The sequence below is a fragment of the Robiginitalea myxolifaciens genome, assembly GCF_900115205.1.
Taxonomy (GTDB): Bacteria; Bacteroidota; Bacteroidia; order Flavobacteriales; family Flavobacteriaceae; genus Robiginitalea; species Robiginitalea myxolifaciens.
On sequence record NZ_FOYQ01000002.1, the window covers coordinates 831202 to 848452 of the forward strand.

Below are 17251 nucleotides of genomic sequence, written 5' to 3' on the forward strand. Positions count from 1 at the left end.
TAGGTGCCAACTATTCAAAGGGAAGCCGTGTTAGGTTCCAATACGCGCCCTCCCTTTAATCGCAACTGCCGATCGCACTTATTGGCGAGGTCCATATCGTGGGAAACGATAATCAGGGTGGTCCCGGCCTCCTGATTGAGGTTAAAAAGCAATTCGGTGACGCGATCCCCGGTTTCTGCATCGAGATTCCCGGTGGGTTCATCGGCAAACAGGACTTCTGGCCGGTTGGCAAACGCACGGGCCAATGCAACCCGTTGCTGTTCTCCCCCCGATAGTTGGCTGGGATAATGGCGAAGGCGTTCTCCCAGGCCTACTTTGTCCAATAGGTCCATGGCAGTATTTCGCGCAGATTTGTCCCCTTGAAGTTCCAGGGGGACACTTACATTTTCCAGAGCGGTCAAAGTGGGTAGCAACTGGAAATTCTGAAAGATAAAACCAACCTTCTGACTTCGGAGTTTGGCCCGACCATCTTCGTTGAGACTTGAAAGTGAGGTGCCACAGAGTTCTACCGTACCCGAATCCGGCACATCTAATCCCGCACAGAGGCCGAGAAGCGTGGTTTTACCGCTGCCGGATGGCCCGACTATGGCAAAAGTACTCCTGGCAGGGACACTAAAGTTGATATTATCGAGGATAGTCAGCCGGTTCTCCCCACTGCGGTACGACTTATGCAGGTCGCTGACGTTTAATATATTTGACATAGGCATGAAGAACTGGCCGCTGCCTGGGCCGCGGCGCTTCAAAACGCTGAAATTACGGATAAGCCCCCCATAACTCCAATTCTACGCCATGCAAAGCTTCTTAAAATTTCGTTATTTTTTCTTCCTGTTGCTGCTCATCAGTTGCGGGGATAACCCCAAAAAAGAATCCGGGAATACGTCAGATGAAGCTTCGGGTGCGGAGGCCGTAACTGAAGTGGAGGAGAAAACCACAGATCAGGCCGATAATGCAGCCACCATCTTATTCTTCGGAGATTCCCTGACCGCTGGTTACGGCCTTGAACCAGAACAGGCCTTCCCTGCCCTAATTCAGGAAAGACTTGATTCTCTGGGAATCCCTATGCGTGTTGTCAATGCCGGTTTGAGCGGGGAAACAACTTCCGGAGGCGCTAACCGCCTGGATTGGGTACTGCGGCAGCCTGTTTCCGTTTTTGTACTGGAACTTGGAGCCAATGATGGATTGCGCGGTATTCCGTTGAGCGAAACGCGCAAAAACCTCAGCTCGATTATCGAACGGGTTCATGAGCGGTATCCTGAGGCGAGGATTGTTTTGGCAGGAATGCAACTGCCGCCCAATATGGGTCCGGAATATACCGGAGAATTCCGACAGATATTCCCCGAGTTGGCAGCCCAGTATGAAGTGGCCTTGATCCCTTTTCTATTGCAGGGTGTAGGTGGAATCCCGGAATTGAATCAGGACGATGGTATTCATCCTACTGCAGCAGGTCACCAAATTTTGGCGGACAATGTCTGGGAAGTACTGAAAGTGGAATTGGAAAAGAGCTAAATCCTTATTTCCCTGATAGCTTCAATTTAGTTGCTGATTAAGCAACTCCTTTATCACGCTTGGTAGAAAAAGAAAGCGCCTTCTTTACACGGGAATCAGCACGACGATACAGACGGGCAGTTTGCTTATCGTTAGCTTCGATGTTTTCCTGAATTTCAGAAACGGAAACCAACTCCATTTGGATGGCGTCGATCTTCTGATCGTTAGCGCTATTCTGAGCTTGAGCGAACTGAACTGAAAAAGTAAAAACGATAATGGCAAAAACAGCTTTCATAATTAAGGATTGTTAGCTGTTACTTGAACGGGGCACAAGCCGTTTAACCGGGTGGTCATTCGGCGAACAACCCAGTATTTTCGGTATCTGACAAAACTTCCGTTTATCGGTAAAAATCTATCGACGAACGGAACATATGGCCAAAACCCCTTATCGGAAAAAGGTGTTTTTAACCGATGTTTTTACCGTTGAAAAAGGGTTGAAAAACTCCGAAATACCCCTTTTGGACACTTCTGATACTATATGGGAATGGGATGGTGTAATCTGGAAAGATTCGGTCAGCGCCCGGCCTGCCTGAAATACTCCGGCTAGTGCAGTAATTATCGTTCAATGAACACCCATTTTGTGTATTTCGTCTATAATTGCCCTAAAGCATTGACACTGAGCCATAATATGTTTACATTAATCCGTCCACAGGTAATACTACCTGGAATTCATTAAAACACTAGCTTATGAAATTGATTAACCTTCAGCGAATGGCCCTGATGTTCCTTTTTTTAGGATTTCTGGCCGCCCCAATTACCTCATGCAGTAGTGATGATCCCGAAGAACCGCCCATTACCTCGCCGGATCCCGACCCAGATCCCGATCCTGACCCGGATCCCGATCCAGATCCCGATCCCGATCCAGATGTAAGTACTACTTCCATCCTCAGGCTCAATAGCGGAGGTCCTGAAGTAGCGTTCGGTGATGTTATTTTCCTGGAGGATACGTATTTCTCCGATGGAAATTCAGAACCTTTCACCAATCCGGATGTCACAGAAATTGCCGAAACGGATCAGGATGAGATCTATCTGACCGAACGCATTAGCTCGGCCATACGAGGTACGTATAGTTACGATATTCCGGTCACCAATGGTGATTACCGCGTAATCCTTCATTTTGCCGAAATATTCTGGGGACAGCCCGGTGCCGGCGAAGCAGGTGGAGAAAACAGTAGAATTTTCGATGTTGCCGTAGAAGGCACCACCGTTCTGGATAATTACGACTTGTTCGCCGATGTCGGAGGTGCAACCGCCACTACAAAAACCTTTATCGTAACGGTGACAGACGAAGAGTTAAACATTGTCTTTAGCGCCACCACGGATTATCCGAAACTTTCAGCATTGGAGCTGGAAGGAGACGGAGCGGTTCGAAATTAGATAGCAACTAGCTAACGGAAATTAACATTCCGGTAAGAAAGGGTTCGTTTTGAGCTTTGTATTTTGCATCGAATTATGCAAAACAATGCTATGAAACGATCCCTTTTGTTATTGCTGGCCCTGAGTACTGCATTTGCCTGCCAGTCCAAAACCGACAAAAAGTCTCAGGAAACTGCAGAAGCCGTACCGGCAAAAGAAATTAAGACTTCTCTTACTGCTCAGGATTTATCAAAATACAAGAAGGCCTATTTCGCAGCCGGCTGTTTCTGGTGCGTCGAAGCTATTTTTGAAAGCGTTACCGGGGTAAAAGAAGTTTACTCAGGCTATGCAGGGGGGACCGAAAAAGATCCTACTTACCGGGATGTAGGGAGTGGAAGAACCAGCCACGCTGAAGCCGTAGAAATTTATTACGATCCACAAGAGGTGAATTTTTTCCAGCTGGTACAGGTCTTTTTTGGCTCACACGACCCAACCACGCTGAATCGCCAGGGACCTGACCGTGGCCCTCAATACCGTTCGATTGCCTTTTATTCAAATGAAGAAGAGCAAAACATAATCCTCGCTTATATGGATGCGCTGCGGGAAAACAATGTTTACGATCGTCCTATAGTAACTGAAGTGACCCCTTTGGATACCTTCTACATGGCGGAAGAATACCACCAGGACTACGAAAAAAGAAATCCGAACAATCCCTACGTTCAGAATGTTTCCATTCCCCGGTTAAACCGGTTTAAAGAGAATTTTCCGGACCTGCTGAAGGAAGATGCACACTAGTGGAATACCCCTAGTTCGTGTAGTTTTTATTCATTGATAGCCACTTTACTGTAGGAAGCATCAATTAAGATAGATTTGGCGGCGTCTTTGTTTCCGCTATAACCGCTTTTCCAACCTGAGCTTCCGGCTTGTTTTTTATCCCAAACCACAGAAGTTGGAATGTCCAGGGAGGACTGATTGTTCTTGAGCGAAATGCGATAGGCACTTCCCGGCGAATCACAGCTGAAATCCCCATTCTGGACCATCACCTTCATCTCCTTGAAATCATCGGAGATACTGCCGATGCGGATAACCCCCAGATTGTTTTCAATACTGGCTTGCTGGAGCAGCCTCGTGATAGTTACATCCGAAGAATTCGCCGAGAGATTAAGTCTGCGTACCAGATCCAGTTGTACGTTGTCTGAGAACTCGGCATTTAACTTACCGGATCGCCACTGACCCACCGAAATGGGAGAATACCGGGCAATAACCCGGGTATTCTCTCCTTCGATCGTAGATGCCAGCAGTGTGGCATAATTTAAATCGGCTTTGATATTGACTGCGTTATCGGCCAGTTTTACTTCACCATGCCTAACGTTGAGCTTTAAACGAGCTCCTTTGGGCATTTTGATCTTTATGGTCTTTTTAATGGTGAAATTGCGGTTCTTGCCGGCACCCTGGAAGTAATAAGCACGTGTCCTTGCCTCGCCGGAACGCAAGCGCTCCCGGGCCTCTGCCAACTGGGCCTGAGCCTGTTCGCGCAAACGCTGCGCCTGCTCCCGATGCTCCGCCCGGTTCTTATGTAATTCCTCCTGACGACGCATCAGCTCCTCGATACGTTGTTCCTGCTCAGCCGAACGGGCTTCCATACGGGCCTTGCGTTCCTCTGAGCGAACTTTAAGACGCTCCTGCAGGGCTTTGTTGCGCTCTTCTGCACGTTTTGCCCATTCTTCCATACGCTTTTGGAAATCCTCATCGAAGCCTTCCTTCATTTCGGCCTTCCACTTTTTCATGTATTCCTCTCCATCCCGCTCATAAGCCTCGTGATCAAACCGGGGCATGCGCGGCATAGCTGGCATGGGCGGAAGGTCCGCAATTTCGGTCAATTCCTCCATCTCCATCAATTCCGGGATCTCCAGGTTTTCGATGATTTGGGCGATTTCCGGCATTTCGAACTCCGGGATGTTTATTTCCGGGATTTCAATCTCGGGCATCTCGAAATCAAAATCCATATCACTATTAAAGCGATACCCCCAGGGCGAATCGGATCGGGTGCTGACGGTGATTTTAGCGCTATTGCCCATTATTTCAATTCCGTTGTCTTCGAAATACTGAGCTGCCTCCTCCTCGGATGCCCCTTCCAGCGTAATGATCGCCTCTACCTGTACTTCGTTTCGATTCCAGGTTTCGAATTCGATATCGGTATGACTGGTGTTCAGGTTCACTTCGACATCCGAATCGACGTCGAATTTTTCACTGTAGGTTTTACTTTGCTGGCCAAAGGCGACTCCGCCAGCGAAAATAGCGCCTATTAGCAGTGCCTTATGCACTGAGATTCGTAACTGTTTCATTTTTTGATTGTTTAATTTCTTCGAGTTTTTCGTTTAATTGTTGTAGGAGATTGAGCCGCAGCTGCAGATTGCGAATCATTGCATTGATGGTCTCCTCATTGGGTCCGATTTCATTCAATTCGCGACTCAATTCAGAATAGGCCTCATCTAACTCCTTAAGACGAGCCATAAAGTCATCGACAACTTTTTTATTGTCATCTGAAATTTCCAGATTTGCCAACTCCAGATTGATGCTGGCTGTATAATACGTTTCTACCTTCTTCAAATCCGGCGACAGATCTCCAAGAGAAACCCCGGGAACAACCTCGAGGGTATCTGTGGATACCACTTGCTGGCTAGGCGGGTCGCTAAGGGTAGATGCCGGTTGTCTCAGCATCCAGATACCAAACCCGAGCAGGCCAATACAACTCGCGGCAATACCCAGCCAAAGCAACGGGCTGGTCCGGCGGCTTCCGATTTCGCGAACGGGAACCTCCGCCGATTCTACTCTGTCCTCCCCAGCTTGTGAGAAGGCCTTTTCCAGGCGGTTTTCGAAACGGGATTCGTGGCCCTCGGGCATCTCGAAGCTCCGTTTGCGTTCGTCGTTGAATAAGTCTCTAAGATCCTGCGACATGATTGTTATCGTTAAATTGTTCTAACACATAGCTCTTCCCCCGCATTAAACGGGTCCGGCATGTGGTTTCCTTTATCCCAAGTATTTCGGCGATTTCGGAATGATCATACCCTTCTATCAGATAAAGCTGTACGACTTCCCGGTACTTGTCGGGTAAAGCGTCGATAGCCGAGCGCACCTCTTCAGGGCCTACGGGATAGTTAACTTCCCAGTCGGCGTCGGCGGTAACCGGTTGCAGTCGATGTTCCTCGATATCTACGAAATACTGCTTTCTCGCTTTCAAAAAATCCAGACAACGATTGACTACAATACGCTTCAGCCATGCCCCGAAACTTACCTGCCCCTGGAACTGGTCCAGTTTCTGAAAGGCTTTTATAAAAGCTTCCTGAATCAAATCCTCTGCATCTGCTTCGTTGCGTACCATCCGCATCGCGACACAAAACATGCCCTGAGCGTATTTGCGATAGAGCTCCATTTGTGCTTTGCGATCGTGCCTGCGGCAGTGGTCGATCAACTCCTCTTGTGTTCCGGCCGAAAATTCCAGCTTTGTTGGTTTAAAAGTGTTGTTATCCTAAAGACGATTCAAAAAATGCGACGTTGCAAAAGCCTGTATTTTTTTTGAAATTTTTTGCAAACCGGGACAGGCGTTCCTCCCGGCCTCCTGTGATTTCGTACCTTTAAGGCTAAAGGTCAGTTTTATGAAGGTACTCAAATGGATCGGCATTGTATTGCTGGCAATTGTTCTCCTGACGTATTTCGTAGGTATACCCTATCTGCGGGAACAGACTAAGAAATACAGTCCCGAAAAGACCGCCCAGTACAGTAATAAAGGCGTTGAACTTGAGGTAACCTATTGCAGTCCCTACAAAAAAGACCGGAAAATATTCGGAGGGCTCGTGCCCTACGGGCAGGTATGGCGTACGGGTGCAAATGAGCCCACTACTTTTACAACGAATAGGGAAATTGAAATTGCCGGTACGCGATTAGCTCCGGGGACATACTCCCTGTGGACCATTCCAAACCCCGATCAGTGGATCTTTATCCTTAATGAGGAAGTACCCGATTGGGGGGTTACGCTTATGTCGGGTGGCGAGAAAACCTCGCGTGATCCGGAATCCGATGTGGTAAATAGTATCGTGGCCGCAGGCGAATTGACCGCTCCGCAAGAGCAGTTACTTCTGGAATTCAGAGCAAACAACTCCGGACTATATCTGAGTCTTAGCTGGGACCAGACCGAAATACAGGTTCCTATAAACTATTAATTGATGGCTGATATAGATTCCTGGGCAGCTGCAATTCAAAGCGGGGACCGGGCGGCCCTGGCCCGTGCAATAACCCGGGTGGAGAGCCGGCGGGAGGAAGATCTCCAAACCGGCCAACAACTTATTGAGGCCTGCCTGAAAATTAAATCCAACAGTTACCGAATAGGGATTACCGGGGTTCCCGGAGCCGGAAAAAGTACGTTTATCGAGCAGTTGGGTATGCGCTATATCGCTGCCGGGCATCGGGTTGCTGTATTGGCCGTAGATCCCAGTAGCAGCATTACCAAAGGAAGTATCCTCGGGGATAAAACACGGATGCAGGAATTAAGCCGTGCCGATGCTGCATTTATTAGACCTTCCCCTGCCGGGGATTCCCTGGGTGGGGTGGCTCGAAAAACCCGGGAAACCATTACGCTCTGCGAAGCGGCTGGTTACGATATAATCCTGGTGGAAACCGTTGGGGTTGGACAGAGCGAAACGGCCGTGCACGGGATGGTGGATTTCTTCCTCTTACTTAAAATTTCCGGGGCCGGAGATGAGCTGCAGGGAATTAAAAGAGGTGTAGTAGAATTAGCCGACGCCCTGGTTATTAATAAGGCGGATGGCGAGAACATGGCTGCGGCACGAACCGCCCAAACGACCTTTAAGAAGGCGCTGCATCTGTATCCTCCCAAACCCAACGGATGGGACCCCAAAGTGCTTCTGTGTTCCTCTCTGGAAGGATCCGGATTTGATGAAATCGAAGCACTGTTGTCCCGATATGCGGTGGAGAACCGCACCTCAGGCAGCTGGAATAAAAAGCGGACTGAACAAAACATCGCCTGGATGCAAAATACCCTGGATTCCGGAATGCAACGGATCTTTCAGGAATCCTCGGTAATCAGGGAAGAATACCAAAGGCTCCAAGAGCAGGTCGCGCAAGGGAACCTCAGCCCCTTCCGGGCTGCGGAGATGCTGCTCAAAAAGATTACCTTTGAGGCCAAATAACCAGCTATGGAGGTTTTAACCTCATCCTTGTTGTCTGTTGTTGTCCCTCTGTATAATGAGGAAGACAATGTTGGCTTGCTCACTGAGAAAATTCATGAAAGCCTTCAGGGATATTCTTATGAGATCGTTTATGTAGACGATTTTTCTACGGATAATACGCGTTCGGTAGTCAATGGTTTGGCCGATCCCAAGGTTCACCTGATTTGTCTTAAAAAGAATTACGGGCAAAGCCTGGCATTGGCAGCAGGACTGGATTATGCTTCCGGGGAATACATTATTACCATGGATGGGGATTTGCAAAACGACCCGGGCGACATCCCTAAAATGCTGCCTTTTGTACTCGACGGATCCTATGATGTCGTTACCGGAATCCGGCAGAAGCGCAAGGATTCTCTGGTCAAAAAGATTCCTTCTAAAATCGCAAATTTCCTGGTTCGACGGGTCACCAAACTGGATATCAAAGACAATGGGTGCGCCCTGAAGGTGTTCACCAAAACCATAGCCAAAGACCTGAACCTCTACGGGGAGATGCATCGGTTTATTACCCTGCTGGCCCATTTGGAGGGAGCCCAGATTAAGCAGGTGCCGGTTCGCCACCACGCCAGGCACGCAGGTGTTTCCAAGTATGGCCTGGAGCGTGTCTTTAAGGTCATTGCGGATATGATGCTCCTGCTGTTTATCCGCAAATATTTCCAACGACCAATTCACCTTTTCGGAATTTTCGGGGTGTTGCTGATCTTGCTGGGAATCGCGATCAATATGTACCTGCTGATTGTGAAATTCGGATTTGGACAGGATATTGGTACACGTCCCTTGCTGATTTTTGGGATGATGTTTATCCTTGGGGGAATTCAGCTATTCACCATAGGGATAGTTATGGAGTTGCTCATCCGTACCTACTATGAGTCCCAAAGCAAGCGCCCCTATCGCGTCAAAAAAGTCCAGATAGGTGGCCAAACTGCGTAAAAGGGCGCTAACCGCCCTGAAGATCCTAATCAGCGCCGCGCTGCTCTTCTTTGTATTTCGGCAGATTCCACTTCAGAAAGTATGGGAAACCCTGAAGACTAGCAACCTGCTTTGGGTATTTACAGCACTAATACTTTTTGTTGTATCAAAAGTCCTAGCGGCCTTCAGGCTCAACCGCTATTTCCATGAAATCGAAGTACCCCTATCGACCCGGGATAATTTGAAACTCTATTTGCTGGGGATGTTCTACAACCTGTTCCTTCCCGGGGGAATCGGGGGTGATGCCTATAAAGGAGTGGTCTTGCATCGTAAATTCGGAGCTTCGGGAAAGAAATTGGCCGGGGTACTGATCCTCGATCGGGTAAGTGGTTTGATTGCTTTACTAACCTATGCGCTAATCCTGCTCTTTGTATTAAATCCAGAAAGCATCAGTGCCTTCCGTTGGGTTGTGCCTATTGCCATAGGGTTGGGATTCCTCATTTTCTATTATGGTCACCGTTGGTTGTTCGCTTACCTTCAAAAGGCATTTTGGGCGGCCTTCGCCTTTTCCGCATTGGTGCAGCTGGCCCAACTAGGTGCTGCCTTTATGCTACTTATGGCACTTGGGGTGGAATCGCAATTCCTTCCGTACTTACTACTTTTCCTGGCCAGTAGTGTCGCAGCCATACTCCCCATTTCCATTGGAGGTGTCGGACTGCGCGAATTTGTCTTTCTCTATGGTTCTAAATGGTGGGGACTGGAAGAGCCCGTTGCACTGTCCATAAGTTTACTTTTCCTGGGTATTACGCTTGTTGTTTCCTTTTTTGGCGTGGTGTTTCAAATAAGAGGATTAGGACTAGAAGGACCTTCCCGGTCCGGGGAATCTAGCGCTTGAGACGAAGTAAGTATCGCTTATTAAGCACCTTTGTCCGCGTTTCCGGGTTTAAAAAACGGGCCTGCAACCGCGTAATGCGAAACTGGTCGGCTGCGAGAACTGTATCGGCTTCGAGTCCCATTTCCGAAATAGTTGCCAGCTGCTTGCGACTGACATAGATCCATTCGACCTCATTGCTTTCTTTGAGCTGCTCCGGGCTGGTTATCCGCAGCGGGCTTCCGCTATAAAAATCCATGGCCCAGGTATGCCCGTCGCCCAACTTGTAAATAGGTCCGGCTTCTGGAGCGGTTTTTTCCAAACTACGGGCAATCTCCGAACCTGCCTGAAACTCCAGCAGGCGCGGGTAAAAGTGAGCGTTCATTACGGCATTGAGCAAGATTGCGCTCGCCAGACCCAATCCTGCGATACGCAAGGGCAGTTGGAATTCTCTGTTATAGCTAAACCACAGCAGTCCTGCTACCCCCAGGCTCAGTAAGATTCCAAGATGGGACGGCAGCGGAAATACCCACAGACTAATCCCCCCTATAGCGATCAATACCAGGCAGGCAATGACGATCTGACCCCATTTCAAAAATTTCATCAGGCTTTCGCTTCTCCAGGAAAGCAGATAGGAGGCGGCCAGAACCGCAAATATGGGTATCGTTATATTCAGGTAGTGTGGCAGTTTAAACTGAGCAAAACTTATCAGGATAAAAATCAGGGTTATCCCCCCTGCAGACCAGGCTTCTTCGGGCCGTTGCGCATTGCCCCTGAAGGCCTTCCACAGTTGCTTTACCCGATGCCCGAAAGCCGTTATCCCAATCAGCGTCCAGGGCAGAAATACCCAAAGGAACGTATGGAAGAAAAAGAAGTAATCACTGCTATTCTTGCCAACTCCTTCCCCGCTCAATCGCTCAAAACTCTGTTCCCAAAGGATAAAGAGTACCCCGCTGCGATTGTCCCGACCGCGAATAACCTTTTCGGGATGTAAGTCGAATTGCTGATAATAGGCATACAATACCGGGGAAATAACCAGCAGAAAAATCAGTACAGCCGGAAGCAGACGCCAATTCAGCAGTCGATTCCACTTGCGGGAATAAACAAGTTCCGCAAGAATTGGTAAGCCGATGACCACCAGAGCTATTTGGCCCTTGGTTGAAAAAGCCAGACCTGCCCCAAGAGCTCCCAGGAACAAGCCCCGGGTACTCCCTAGCTTCAGATATCGCAATAATTGCCAGAGCGCGAAAGCAGCAAAGCCCGTAAGAACAGCATCGGTTCGCACATCGATTACCGATAGCACTATCGTTTGGGCACTCATGAAAATGAGCGCTGCCAACCGGCCGGCATCGGCTGAGTAGTACAGCCTCCCCATCCCAAAACAACTGAAGGCAGCCAGCAGGGTTGCCAGCAGGGCCGGGATACGATAGGCCCAATCGGCAATACCGAACACATTATAGGAAGCGGCGGCGAGCCAGTAATGCAGATGGGGTTTGTCCAGGTACTCTTCAACCCCCTTCACCAGGCTCAGGTAGTCGTCTTGCTGCACCATTCGCTGTGCCATTACAGCAAATTGGGCAGAATCGTTTTCCATCAGGGTATTGAACAGCCCCAGGATGTAGACCAGGAGGATTCCCAGAAAAAAGGTCCAGAAAAATCGTTTACTGATCATGGCATCCACTTATGCATGGCCAGGGTATAGAGCCGGGCAAAAATCCACCCGAACAACAAGCCGACCAGAAGACCGCTCAGGACGTCCAAAGGATAGTGAACGCCCAAATATATTCTGCTGTACCCTACCAAAAAGGCCCAGAAAACCAGGATCCAACCCCAGGGCTGCAATTTGCCCGCCCACAGGGTGGCAAAGAAGGCCGCTACCGCAGCACTATTGGCTGCATGGGCAGAAAAATATCCATATTTCCCACCGCAGGAAGCCTTTACCAAACGCACCAGGCCTTCCAGATCCGCTGCGTGGCAGGGTCGGGGACGCATTACCCCATCTTTAAAAAAATTCGTGAGCTGATCCGTACAGGTAATGAGCAAGGCAATCGATACCAACAAGAATCCGGTGCGTTTCCAACCTAATTGTTTAAGGGACACCAATAAAAGAAGGAGATAAAGCGGTATGGCCGCCCATTTGTCGGAAAGGGTGAGCCAGAAGGTATCCCAGGCAGGATCGCCCATTCCATTGAGCCACAAAAAAAACTGGCGATCAGTATCTAACAGGGATTCCCACATCTCAGGCGTCGTATCTGCTTACCTCCCGATCATAGAAGTCCATGGCTTCCTGAATCAAAGTCGTTGATTCGTCCTCCAGGTCTTTGCGGTCGGATTGGGCAAATTCCTCCAGCCATTCTACCTGGTCGTCCTTGAGATTAATGATGAATCTTGGATACTCCGTGTGGATTACAAAGATCTCCTCGGGGAAATCGGTGTTATCCGCTAATAAAAATTTAGGAAGGTCCATAGTTCTTTAAATAATAGGTCAAACCATTGCCTCACTGGACACTAAAAGTCGGTTGGTTTTATATCGAAATCGAAGATACAACATAATCGCGGAGGCGGTTAAGCCCGCCAGGAGGCCGATCCAGATTCCGGTACTTCCCAAATCCGTCATAAGGCCCAGCATGTAGGAAATCGGGAAACCGATGACCCAATAGGCAATAAACGTAATCAGCGTTGGGATGCGAACATCCTGCAAGCCCCGCAGCGCTCCAAGTATCACTACCTGCAGCCCGTCCGATATCTGGAAGACGGCCGAGACCAACAGCAATTCTGCTGCAATAGCCATCACCTCCAGGTTGTCGACCCGGTTCAGGGGATCCTGGGGATCAAGATAGAGATGTGGCAGCAAGTGGCGGCCAAAAAAGAAAATCAAGGCAAAGCCCACCATAAACAAGGCCGACATCCAGAAAATAGAATGGGCGATTCGCTTTAGTTCCGGATAGTCCTTCAGCCCTTTTTGGTTGCCCACCCGAATCATTGCTGCCACACCAAACCCGGTGGCAAACATAAAGGTCATGCTACTTAAATTCAGTGCAATCTGATTGGCTGCCTGAGGATTTTTACCCAACACCCCACTCAACAGGATCGCAGCCGTAAAAATGGCGACTTCGAAGAAAAATTGTAGGGCAGAGGGAAAGCCCAGGTTCATGATTTTACGAAAGCGCCCTTTCTCAATGACGCGAAATTTGATGTCCGTGATATAGGGACGGAAGAATTTGCGACGCTTAAACAAGCCCCAGAGGATAAAACACATAGCTATCCGGGCAGCCAGGGTACCTATAGCGGCACCGGTTACCCCAAGTTTGGGAAATCCCAGGGCCCCAAAAATGAGCACGTAATTAATCCCAATATTCACAATGTTCGCCAGGATTGTGGCATACATGGGATAACGGGTCTGGGAAAGCCCTTCCGAGAATTGCTTCATCGCCTGAAAGATTACCAGGGGAATCAGGGACAGGGCAACCCAGCTCAGGTATGGCATGGCCAGGGCTACCACTTCGGGGGGTTGTTCCATGTAATGGAGTAATGGTCTTGCCAACATAATGGCCACGAACAAGGCAATACCCAGGATGGTGCATAAAAGCAGGCCATGTTTAAACGTACGCTTGACCTCCCTGGGGTTACCGGCGCCATCAGCTTCTGCCACCAGCGGAGTAATGGCTGTTGAAAATCCTATTCCCAGGGACATGGCGATAAAGATGAAGCTATTCCCCAGGGATACTGCTGCGAGTTCGGCAGTACCCAATCGGCCCACCATGATATTGTCTGCAAAGGCAACGAAGGTGTGCCCCAGCATCCCCAGGATTACCGGGCTGGCCAGTTTAAAATTGGTTTTGAATTCCCGGGTGTACTGCTGCATTATTCCAACTTCTTGGCAGCTTCCCAGTATCGGTCCATCTCCTCGAGATCCATATCGCGCAGGGCTTTGCCCGCTTTACCCGCTTCGCTCTCCAGGTATTGAAAACGACGGATGAATTTTTTATTGGTGCGTTCCAGAGCGTTCTCCGGATTGATACCCAGAAAGCGAGCATAATTAACCATGGCGAAAAACACGTCGCCCATTTCCGCTTCCAGGGCTTCGGGATCTTTGCTCTGGCGCGCCTGCTCCATTTCCCGGAATTCCTCCTGAACCTTTTCGAGCACCTGACCGGGGTTTTCCCAATCAAATCCCACGCCTGCTACTTTTTCCTGTATCCGATTGGCCTTAACCAGGGCGGGTAAACTCATCGGAACGCCTTCCAGTACGCTTTTTTTACCTTCTTTGAGTTTAATTTCCTCCCAATTCGCTTTTACTTCCTCCTCGCCACTGACCTGGGTGTCTCCATAGATATGCGGATGCCTGCGAATGAGTTTTTCGCAAATACCGTTAGCGACATCAGCAATGTCAAAATCCCCCGTTTCGGAACCTATCCGCGCATAAAAAACAATATGAAGGAGCAAATCGCCCAGTTCCCGAGAGATTTCAACCCGGTCGTCCTCCAGGATGGCGTCGGCTAACTCGTACGTTTCTTCAATAGTCAGGTGCCGCAGGCTTTGCAAAGTTTGCTTGCGATCCCAGGGACAGCCTTCCCGGAGCTCATCCATAATGGTTAGTAACCGATCCAGGGCAGCGAGCTGAGCGGCGCGCCTGCCTGCCTGAACGGCTATTGGATCTTGATGGGAACTACCTTCTTTCATAGTATTCTTCTTTATGCACCTTCTCGATGACTTAGGCGCAAAGGTACGAGAATCGCGCTTTGGGCATCCGGAGCATTTGGCGTAATTTAAGGCAGCTAAAAAATAGTACTGATGACCTTTCCAAAATCGAGCTGCACCGCACTTTTGATCCTCTTGCTAGCTGGTTGTAGCCAGCCGGAATCTTTTGATACCATTATTCGCGGGGGAACCATCCTTGATGGCAGCGGATCTGCCGGGTATAGTGCGGATCTGGGGATTCGCGGAGATACCATTGCCGCTATTGGCGACCTCAGCGCGGCAAAAGCCTCCACTAACATAGATGCCACGGGCTTACACGTGGCCCCGGGATTTATAAACATGCTTAGCTGGGCGAACGTTTCCCTGCTTATCGATGGCCGGTCACAGAGCGATATCCGCCAGGGGGTAACCCTTGAAATTCTGGGGGAAGGGCGTTCCATGGGACCCTGGAGCGAGGAAATGAAAGCTACACAAAAGGCGAGACAACAGGATATTACCTACGAAATTGCCTGGTCTACTTTAGGCGAATATTTGCAGCATCTCGAAGATCGGGGAGTGAGTACGAATGTCGCTTCTTTTGTAGGGAATGGGACGCTGAGGGAGTACGTTATGGGCTACGAAAAAAGGGAACCTACCCAGCAAGAACTAAATCATATGAAAGGGTTATTGCGTCAAGCGATGACCGAGGGCGCTGTTGGGCTTTCCACCTCACTAATCTATGTGCCCAGCGGGCATGCGAGTACGAAGGAAATCACAGAACTGGCGCGCGTAGCGGCTGATTTCGGGGGAATGTATATTTCCCACATACGCAATGAGGAGGATAGTTTGCTCTATGCAGTCCGGGAATTGATCGAAATAGCAGATGCTGCAGACATCCGCTCAGAAATCTACCATTTTAAAGCATCTGGTCAGGATAATTGGGGACTCTTGGATAGTGCCATTGCCCTGGTAGAAGGAGCCCGGGATCGCGGATTGGAGGTTAGCACGGACATGTACATGTATAACGCGAGCTCAACCGGACTCAACGTGCTCTTGCCGGCCTGGGCAAAAGACGGCGGGCATAGCAGTACGATGAAGTTAATGCAAGACCCGGTGCGCCGCAGGCAAATGATCGCAGAAACCAAATTTCATGTTCCGCCGGAAAACATACTATTGGTAGGCTTTCGCAATCCGGAGATGCGGGACCTCATCGGTAAGACTTTGGCCGAAGTTGCTGCTGAACGCGGTATCGATACCGCCCAGGCTGTGACCGACCTCATTTTCGAAGACAATAGTCGCATTCAGGTAGTCTATTTTTCCATGAGCGAGGAAAATGTGGAGCGTAAATTAAAATTGCCCTATATGGCCATCTGTTCGGATGCCGGCTCCTATACCGCTGCTGGTGTCTTTCTCGAACAGAGTACCCATCCCAGGGCCTATGGCTCTTTTGCGCGCTTACTGTCCCACTTCGTAAGGGAGCGGGGAGTAATTTCCCTGGAGGAGGCCATTCGCAGACTCACCGCTTTACCTGCTACCAACCTTGGCCTGGACCGCAGGGGCCAACTGCAACCCGGATTCTTTGCCGACGTAGTGGTATTTAACGCGGATAGTATTCAGGATAAAGCCACCTTTGAAGAACCCCACCAATACGCCACCGGCATGGAATATGTGTTGGTTAATGGAGGAATTGTTCTTGCTGAAGGGGAACATACCGGCGCCACACCGGGCAGGTTTGTAAAGGGTCCCGCGGCCCGGAAAGCCCGAACCACAGAAATCGCCGAAAAAGGGGCAAGTCTGAAATTGCTATCGGAGCAGTATAGCTTTACGGAAGGTCCGGCAACCGCAGAAAACGGGGACGTATATTTTACCGATCAACCCAATAACCGCATCCTGCGCTGGATTGCCGATACCGATAGCATAGTTACCTTTATGGAGCCCGCGGGTCGTGCTAACGGCCTGTATTGGGATCGGGAAGGCAAATTGCTGGCAGCAGCCGACGAAAAATTTGAGTTGTGGCGGATTCATGAGGCCGATTCTATCGAAGTTTTAACTTCCCAGTTTGAGTCCAGTAACCTGAACGGTCCTAATGATATCTGGGTGCATCCCAAAGGATGGATCTATTTTACGGACCCGTACTACCAACGTCCCTGGTGGAACCGACAAGCCAAAGAAATCGAGGAGGAAAGGGTATATGTGATCCGGGAACCCGGAGGCGAACCTGAGCTAGTGGCCGATGGACTGGTGCAGCCCAATGGCATCATAGGAACGGAAGACGGGAAATACCTTTATGTAGCCGATATCGGGGATGCTAAGACCTATCGATATACTATTGGTGAAGATGGAAGTCTCGGGGACCGCAAGCTCCACGCCGCCCAGGGGTCTGATGGTATGACCCTAGACAGTGAAGGCAATCTCTACCTCACCGGATACGGAGTCGATGTCTACAATCCGGCGGGAGAATGGATACAGCACATCCCAATCCCGGAAGACTGGACAGCCAATATTACCTTTGGGGGGAAAGACCGGAAAACGCTCATTATTACTGCCATGGACGCTGTTTATACGCTGCGCACACAAGTACCTGGAGTTCGCTAAGTGAATTGAGTTTAACGCTTAAAACGGGCACTTTTACCCGTGAATCTGTTAA

Annotated in this window: 18 protein-coding genes; 8 read left to right on the plus strand and 10 right to left on the minus strand. The window is 49.5% G+C overall.

What is annotated here, in order from left to right:
• Window positions 1-14: 14 nt before the first annotated feature.
• On the minus strand, window positions 15-701 hold the full coding sequence (locus BM318_RS11675; protein ID WP_092983513.1) for an ABC transporter ATP-binding protein: 687 nt from the start codon (window positions 699-701) through the stop codon (window positions 15-17).
• A gap of 88 nt (window positions 702-789) precedes the next feature.
• Here BM318_RS11675 and BM318_RS11680 point away from each other — a divergent pair, with 88 nt between their 5' ends.
• Complete coding sequence (locus tag BM318_RS11680) at window positions 790-1506, plus strand: arylesterase (RefSeq protein WP_092982776.1); 717 nt, start codon at window positions 790-792, stop codon at window positions 1504-1506.
• Between the two features lie 37 nt (window positions 1507-1543).
• Here BM318_RS11680 and BM318_RS11685 read toward each other — a convergent pair whose 3' ends face one another.
• Window positions 1544-1780, minus strand: coding sequence for a hypothetical protein (locus BM318_RS11685; protein WP_092982777.1), 237 nt, complete (start codon window positions 1778-1780; stop codon window positions 1544-1546).
• Between the two features lie 452 nt (window positions 1781-2232).
• Between BM318_RS11685 and BM318_RS11690 the strand changes: the two genes are divergently transcribed.
• The gene (locus tag BM318_RS11690; RefSeq protein WP_092982778.1) at window positions 2233-2922 is read left to right on the plus strand and encodes a malectin; all 690 of its coding nucleotides are present in this window, start codon (window positions 2233-2235) and stop codon (window positions 2920-2922) included.
• A gap of 90 nt (window positions 2923-3012) precedes the next feature.
• Window positions 3013-3696, plus strand: coding sequence for a peptide-methionine (S)-S-oxide reductase MsrA (gene msrA, locus BM318_RS11695; RefSeq protein ID WP_092983514.1), 684 nt, complete (start codon window positions 3013-3015; stop codon window positions 3694-3696).
• Between the two features lie 26 nt (window positions 3697-3722).
• Here the strand turns inward: msrA and BM318_RS11700 are convergent, their stop codons facing one another.
• Genes BM318_RS11700 through BM318_RS11710 form a run of 3 tightly spaced genes read right to left on the minus strand, consistent with a single transcriptional unit; the run spans window position 3723 to window position 6373 of the window.
• A complete protein-coding gene (locus tag BM318_RS11700; protein WP_143099970.1) occupies window positions 3723-5246 on the minus strand; it encodes a hypothetical protein in 1524 nt (507 codons plus the stop codon).
• Window positions 5218-5859, minus strand: coding sequence for a hypothetical protein (locus BM318_RS11705; protein WP_245759818.1), 642 nt, complete (start codon window positions 5857-5859; stop codon window positions 5218-5220). Before BM318_RS11705 ends, BM318_RS11700 begins: the two co-directional genes overlap by 29 nt.
• The gene (locus BM318_RS11710) at window positions 5843-6373 is read right to left on the minus strand and encodes an RNA polymerase sigma factor (RefSeq protein ID WP_262501555.1); all 531 of its coding nucleotides are present in this window, start codon (window positions 6371-6373) and stop codon (window positions 5843-5845) included. Before BM318_RS11710 ends, BM318_RS11705 begins: the two co-directional genes overlap by 17 nt.
• Before the next feature lie 184 nt (window positions 6374-6557).
• Between BM318_RS11710 and BM318_RS11715 the strand changes: the two genes are divergently transcribed.
• From BM318_RS11715 to BM318_RS11730, 4 genes are read left to right on the plus strand one after another with little or no spacing between them, the layout of a single operon-like run.
• A complete protein-coding gene (locus BM318_RS11715) occupies window positions 6558-7121 on the plus strand; it encodes a DUF2911 domain-containing protein (RefSeq protein ID WP_092982780.1) in 564 nt (187 codons plus the stop codon).
• Window positions 7122-7124: 3 nt separating this feature from the next.
• Window positions 7125-8108, plus strand: a complete 984-nt coding sequence (meaB, locus tag BM318_RS11720) for a methylmalonyl Co-A mutase-associated GTPase MeaB (RefSeq protein WP_092982781.1) — start codon at window positions 7125-7127, stop codon at window positions 8106-8108.
• Between the two features lie 6 nt (window positions 8109-8114).
• Window positions 8115-9074, plus strand: coding sequence for a glycosyltransferase family 2 protein (locus BM318_RS11725; RefSeq protein WP_092982782.1), 960 nt, complete (start codon window positions 8115-8117; stop codon window positions 9072-9074).
• Complete coding sequence (locus BM318_RS11730) at window positions 9058-9948, plus strand: lysylphosphatidylglycerol synthase transmembrane domain-containing protein (RefSeq protein ID WP_092982783.1); 891 nt, start codon at window positions 9058-9060, stop codon at window positions 9946-9948. The genes BM318_RS11725 and BM318_RS11730 overlap by 17 nt, the downstream gene beginning before the upstream one ends.
• Here BM318_RS11730 and BM318_RS11735 read toward each other — a convergent pair.
• The 5 genes from BM318_RS11735 to mazG are packed head-to-tail and all read right to left on the minus strand — an operon-like array spanning window position 9938 to window position 14607.
• Complete coding sequence (locus tag BM318_RS11735) at window positions 9938-11596, minus strand: ArnT family glycosyltransferase (RefSeq protein ID WP_092983517.1); 1659 nt, start codon at window positions 11594-11596, stop codon at window positions 9938-9940. The genes BM318_RS11730 and BM318_RS11735 overlap by 11 nt on opposite strands.
• Window positions 11593-12162, minus strand: coding sequence for a phosphatase PAP2 family protein (locus tag BM318_RS11740; RefSeq protein WP_092982784.1), 570 nt, complete (start codon window positions 12160-12162; stop codon window positions 11593-11595). Before BM318_RS11740 ends, BM318_RS11735 begins: the two co-directional genes overlap by 4 nt.
• Before the next feature lies 1 nt (window position 12163).
• Window positions 12164-12391, minus strand: a complete 228-nt coding sequence (locus BM318_RS11745) for a hypothetical protein (protein ID WP_092982785.1) — start codon at window positions 12389-12391, stop codon at window positions 12164-12166.
• Between the two features lie 18 nt (window positions 12392-12409).
• Window positions 12410-13789, minus strand: a complete 1380-nt coding sequence (locus BM318_RS11750) for an MATE family efflux transporter (protein ID WP_092982786.1) — start codon at window positions 13787-13789, stop codon at window positions 12410-12412.
• Window positions 13789-14607, minus strand: a complete 819-nt coding sequence (gene mazG, locus BM318_RS11755; RefSeq protein WP_092982787.1) for a nucleoside triphosphate pyrophosphohydrolase — start codon at window positions 14605-14607, stop codon at window positions 13789-13791. Before mazG ends, BM318_RS11750 begins: the two co-directional genes overlap by 1 nt.
• Before the next feature lie 111 nt (window positions 14608-14718).
• Here mazG and BM318_RS11760 point away from each other — a divergent pair, with 111 nt between their 5' ends.
• Window positions 14719-17199, plus strand: coding sequence for an SMP-30/gluconolactonase/LRE family protein (locus BM318_RS11760; protein WP_245759819.1), 2481 nt, complete (start codon window positions 14719-14721; stop codon window positions 17197-17199).
• Window positions 17200-17251: the final 52 nt, after the last annotated feature.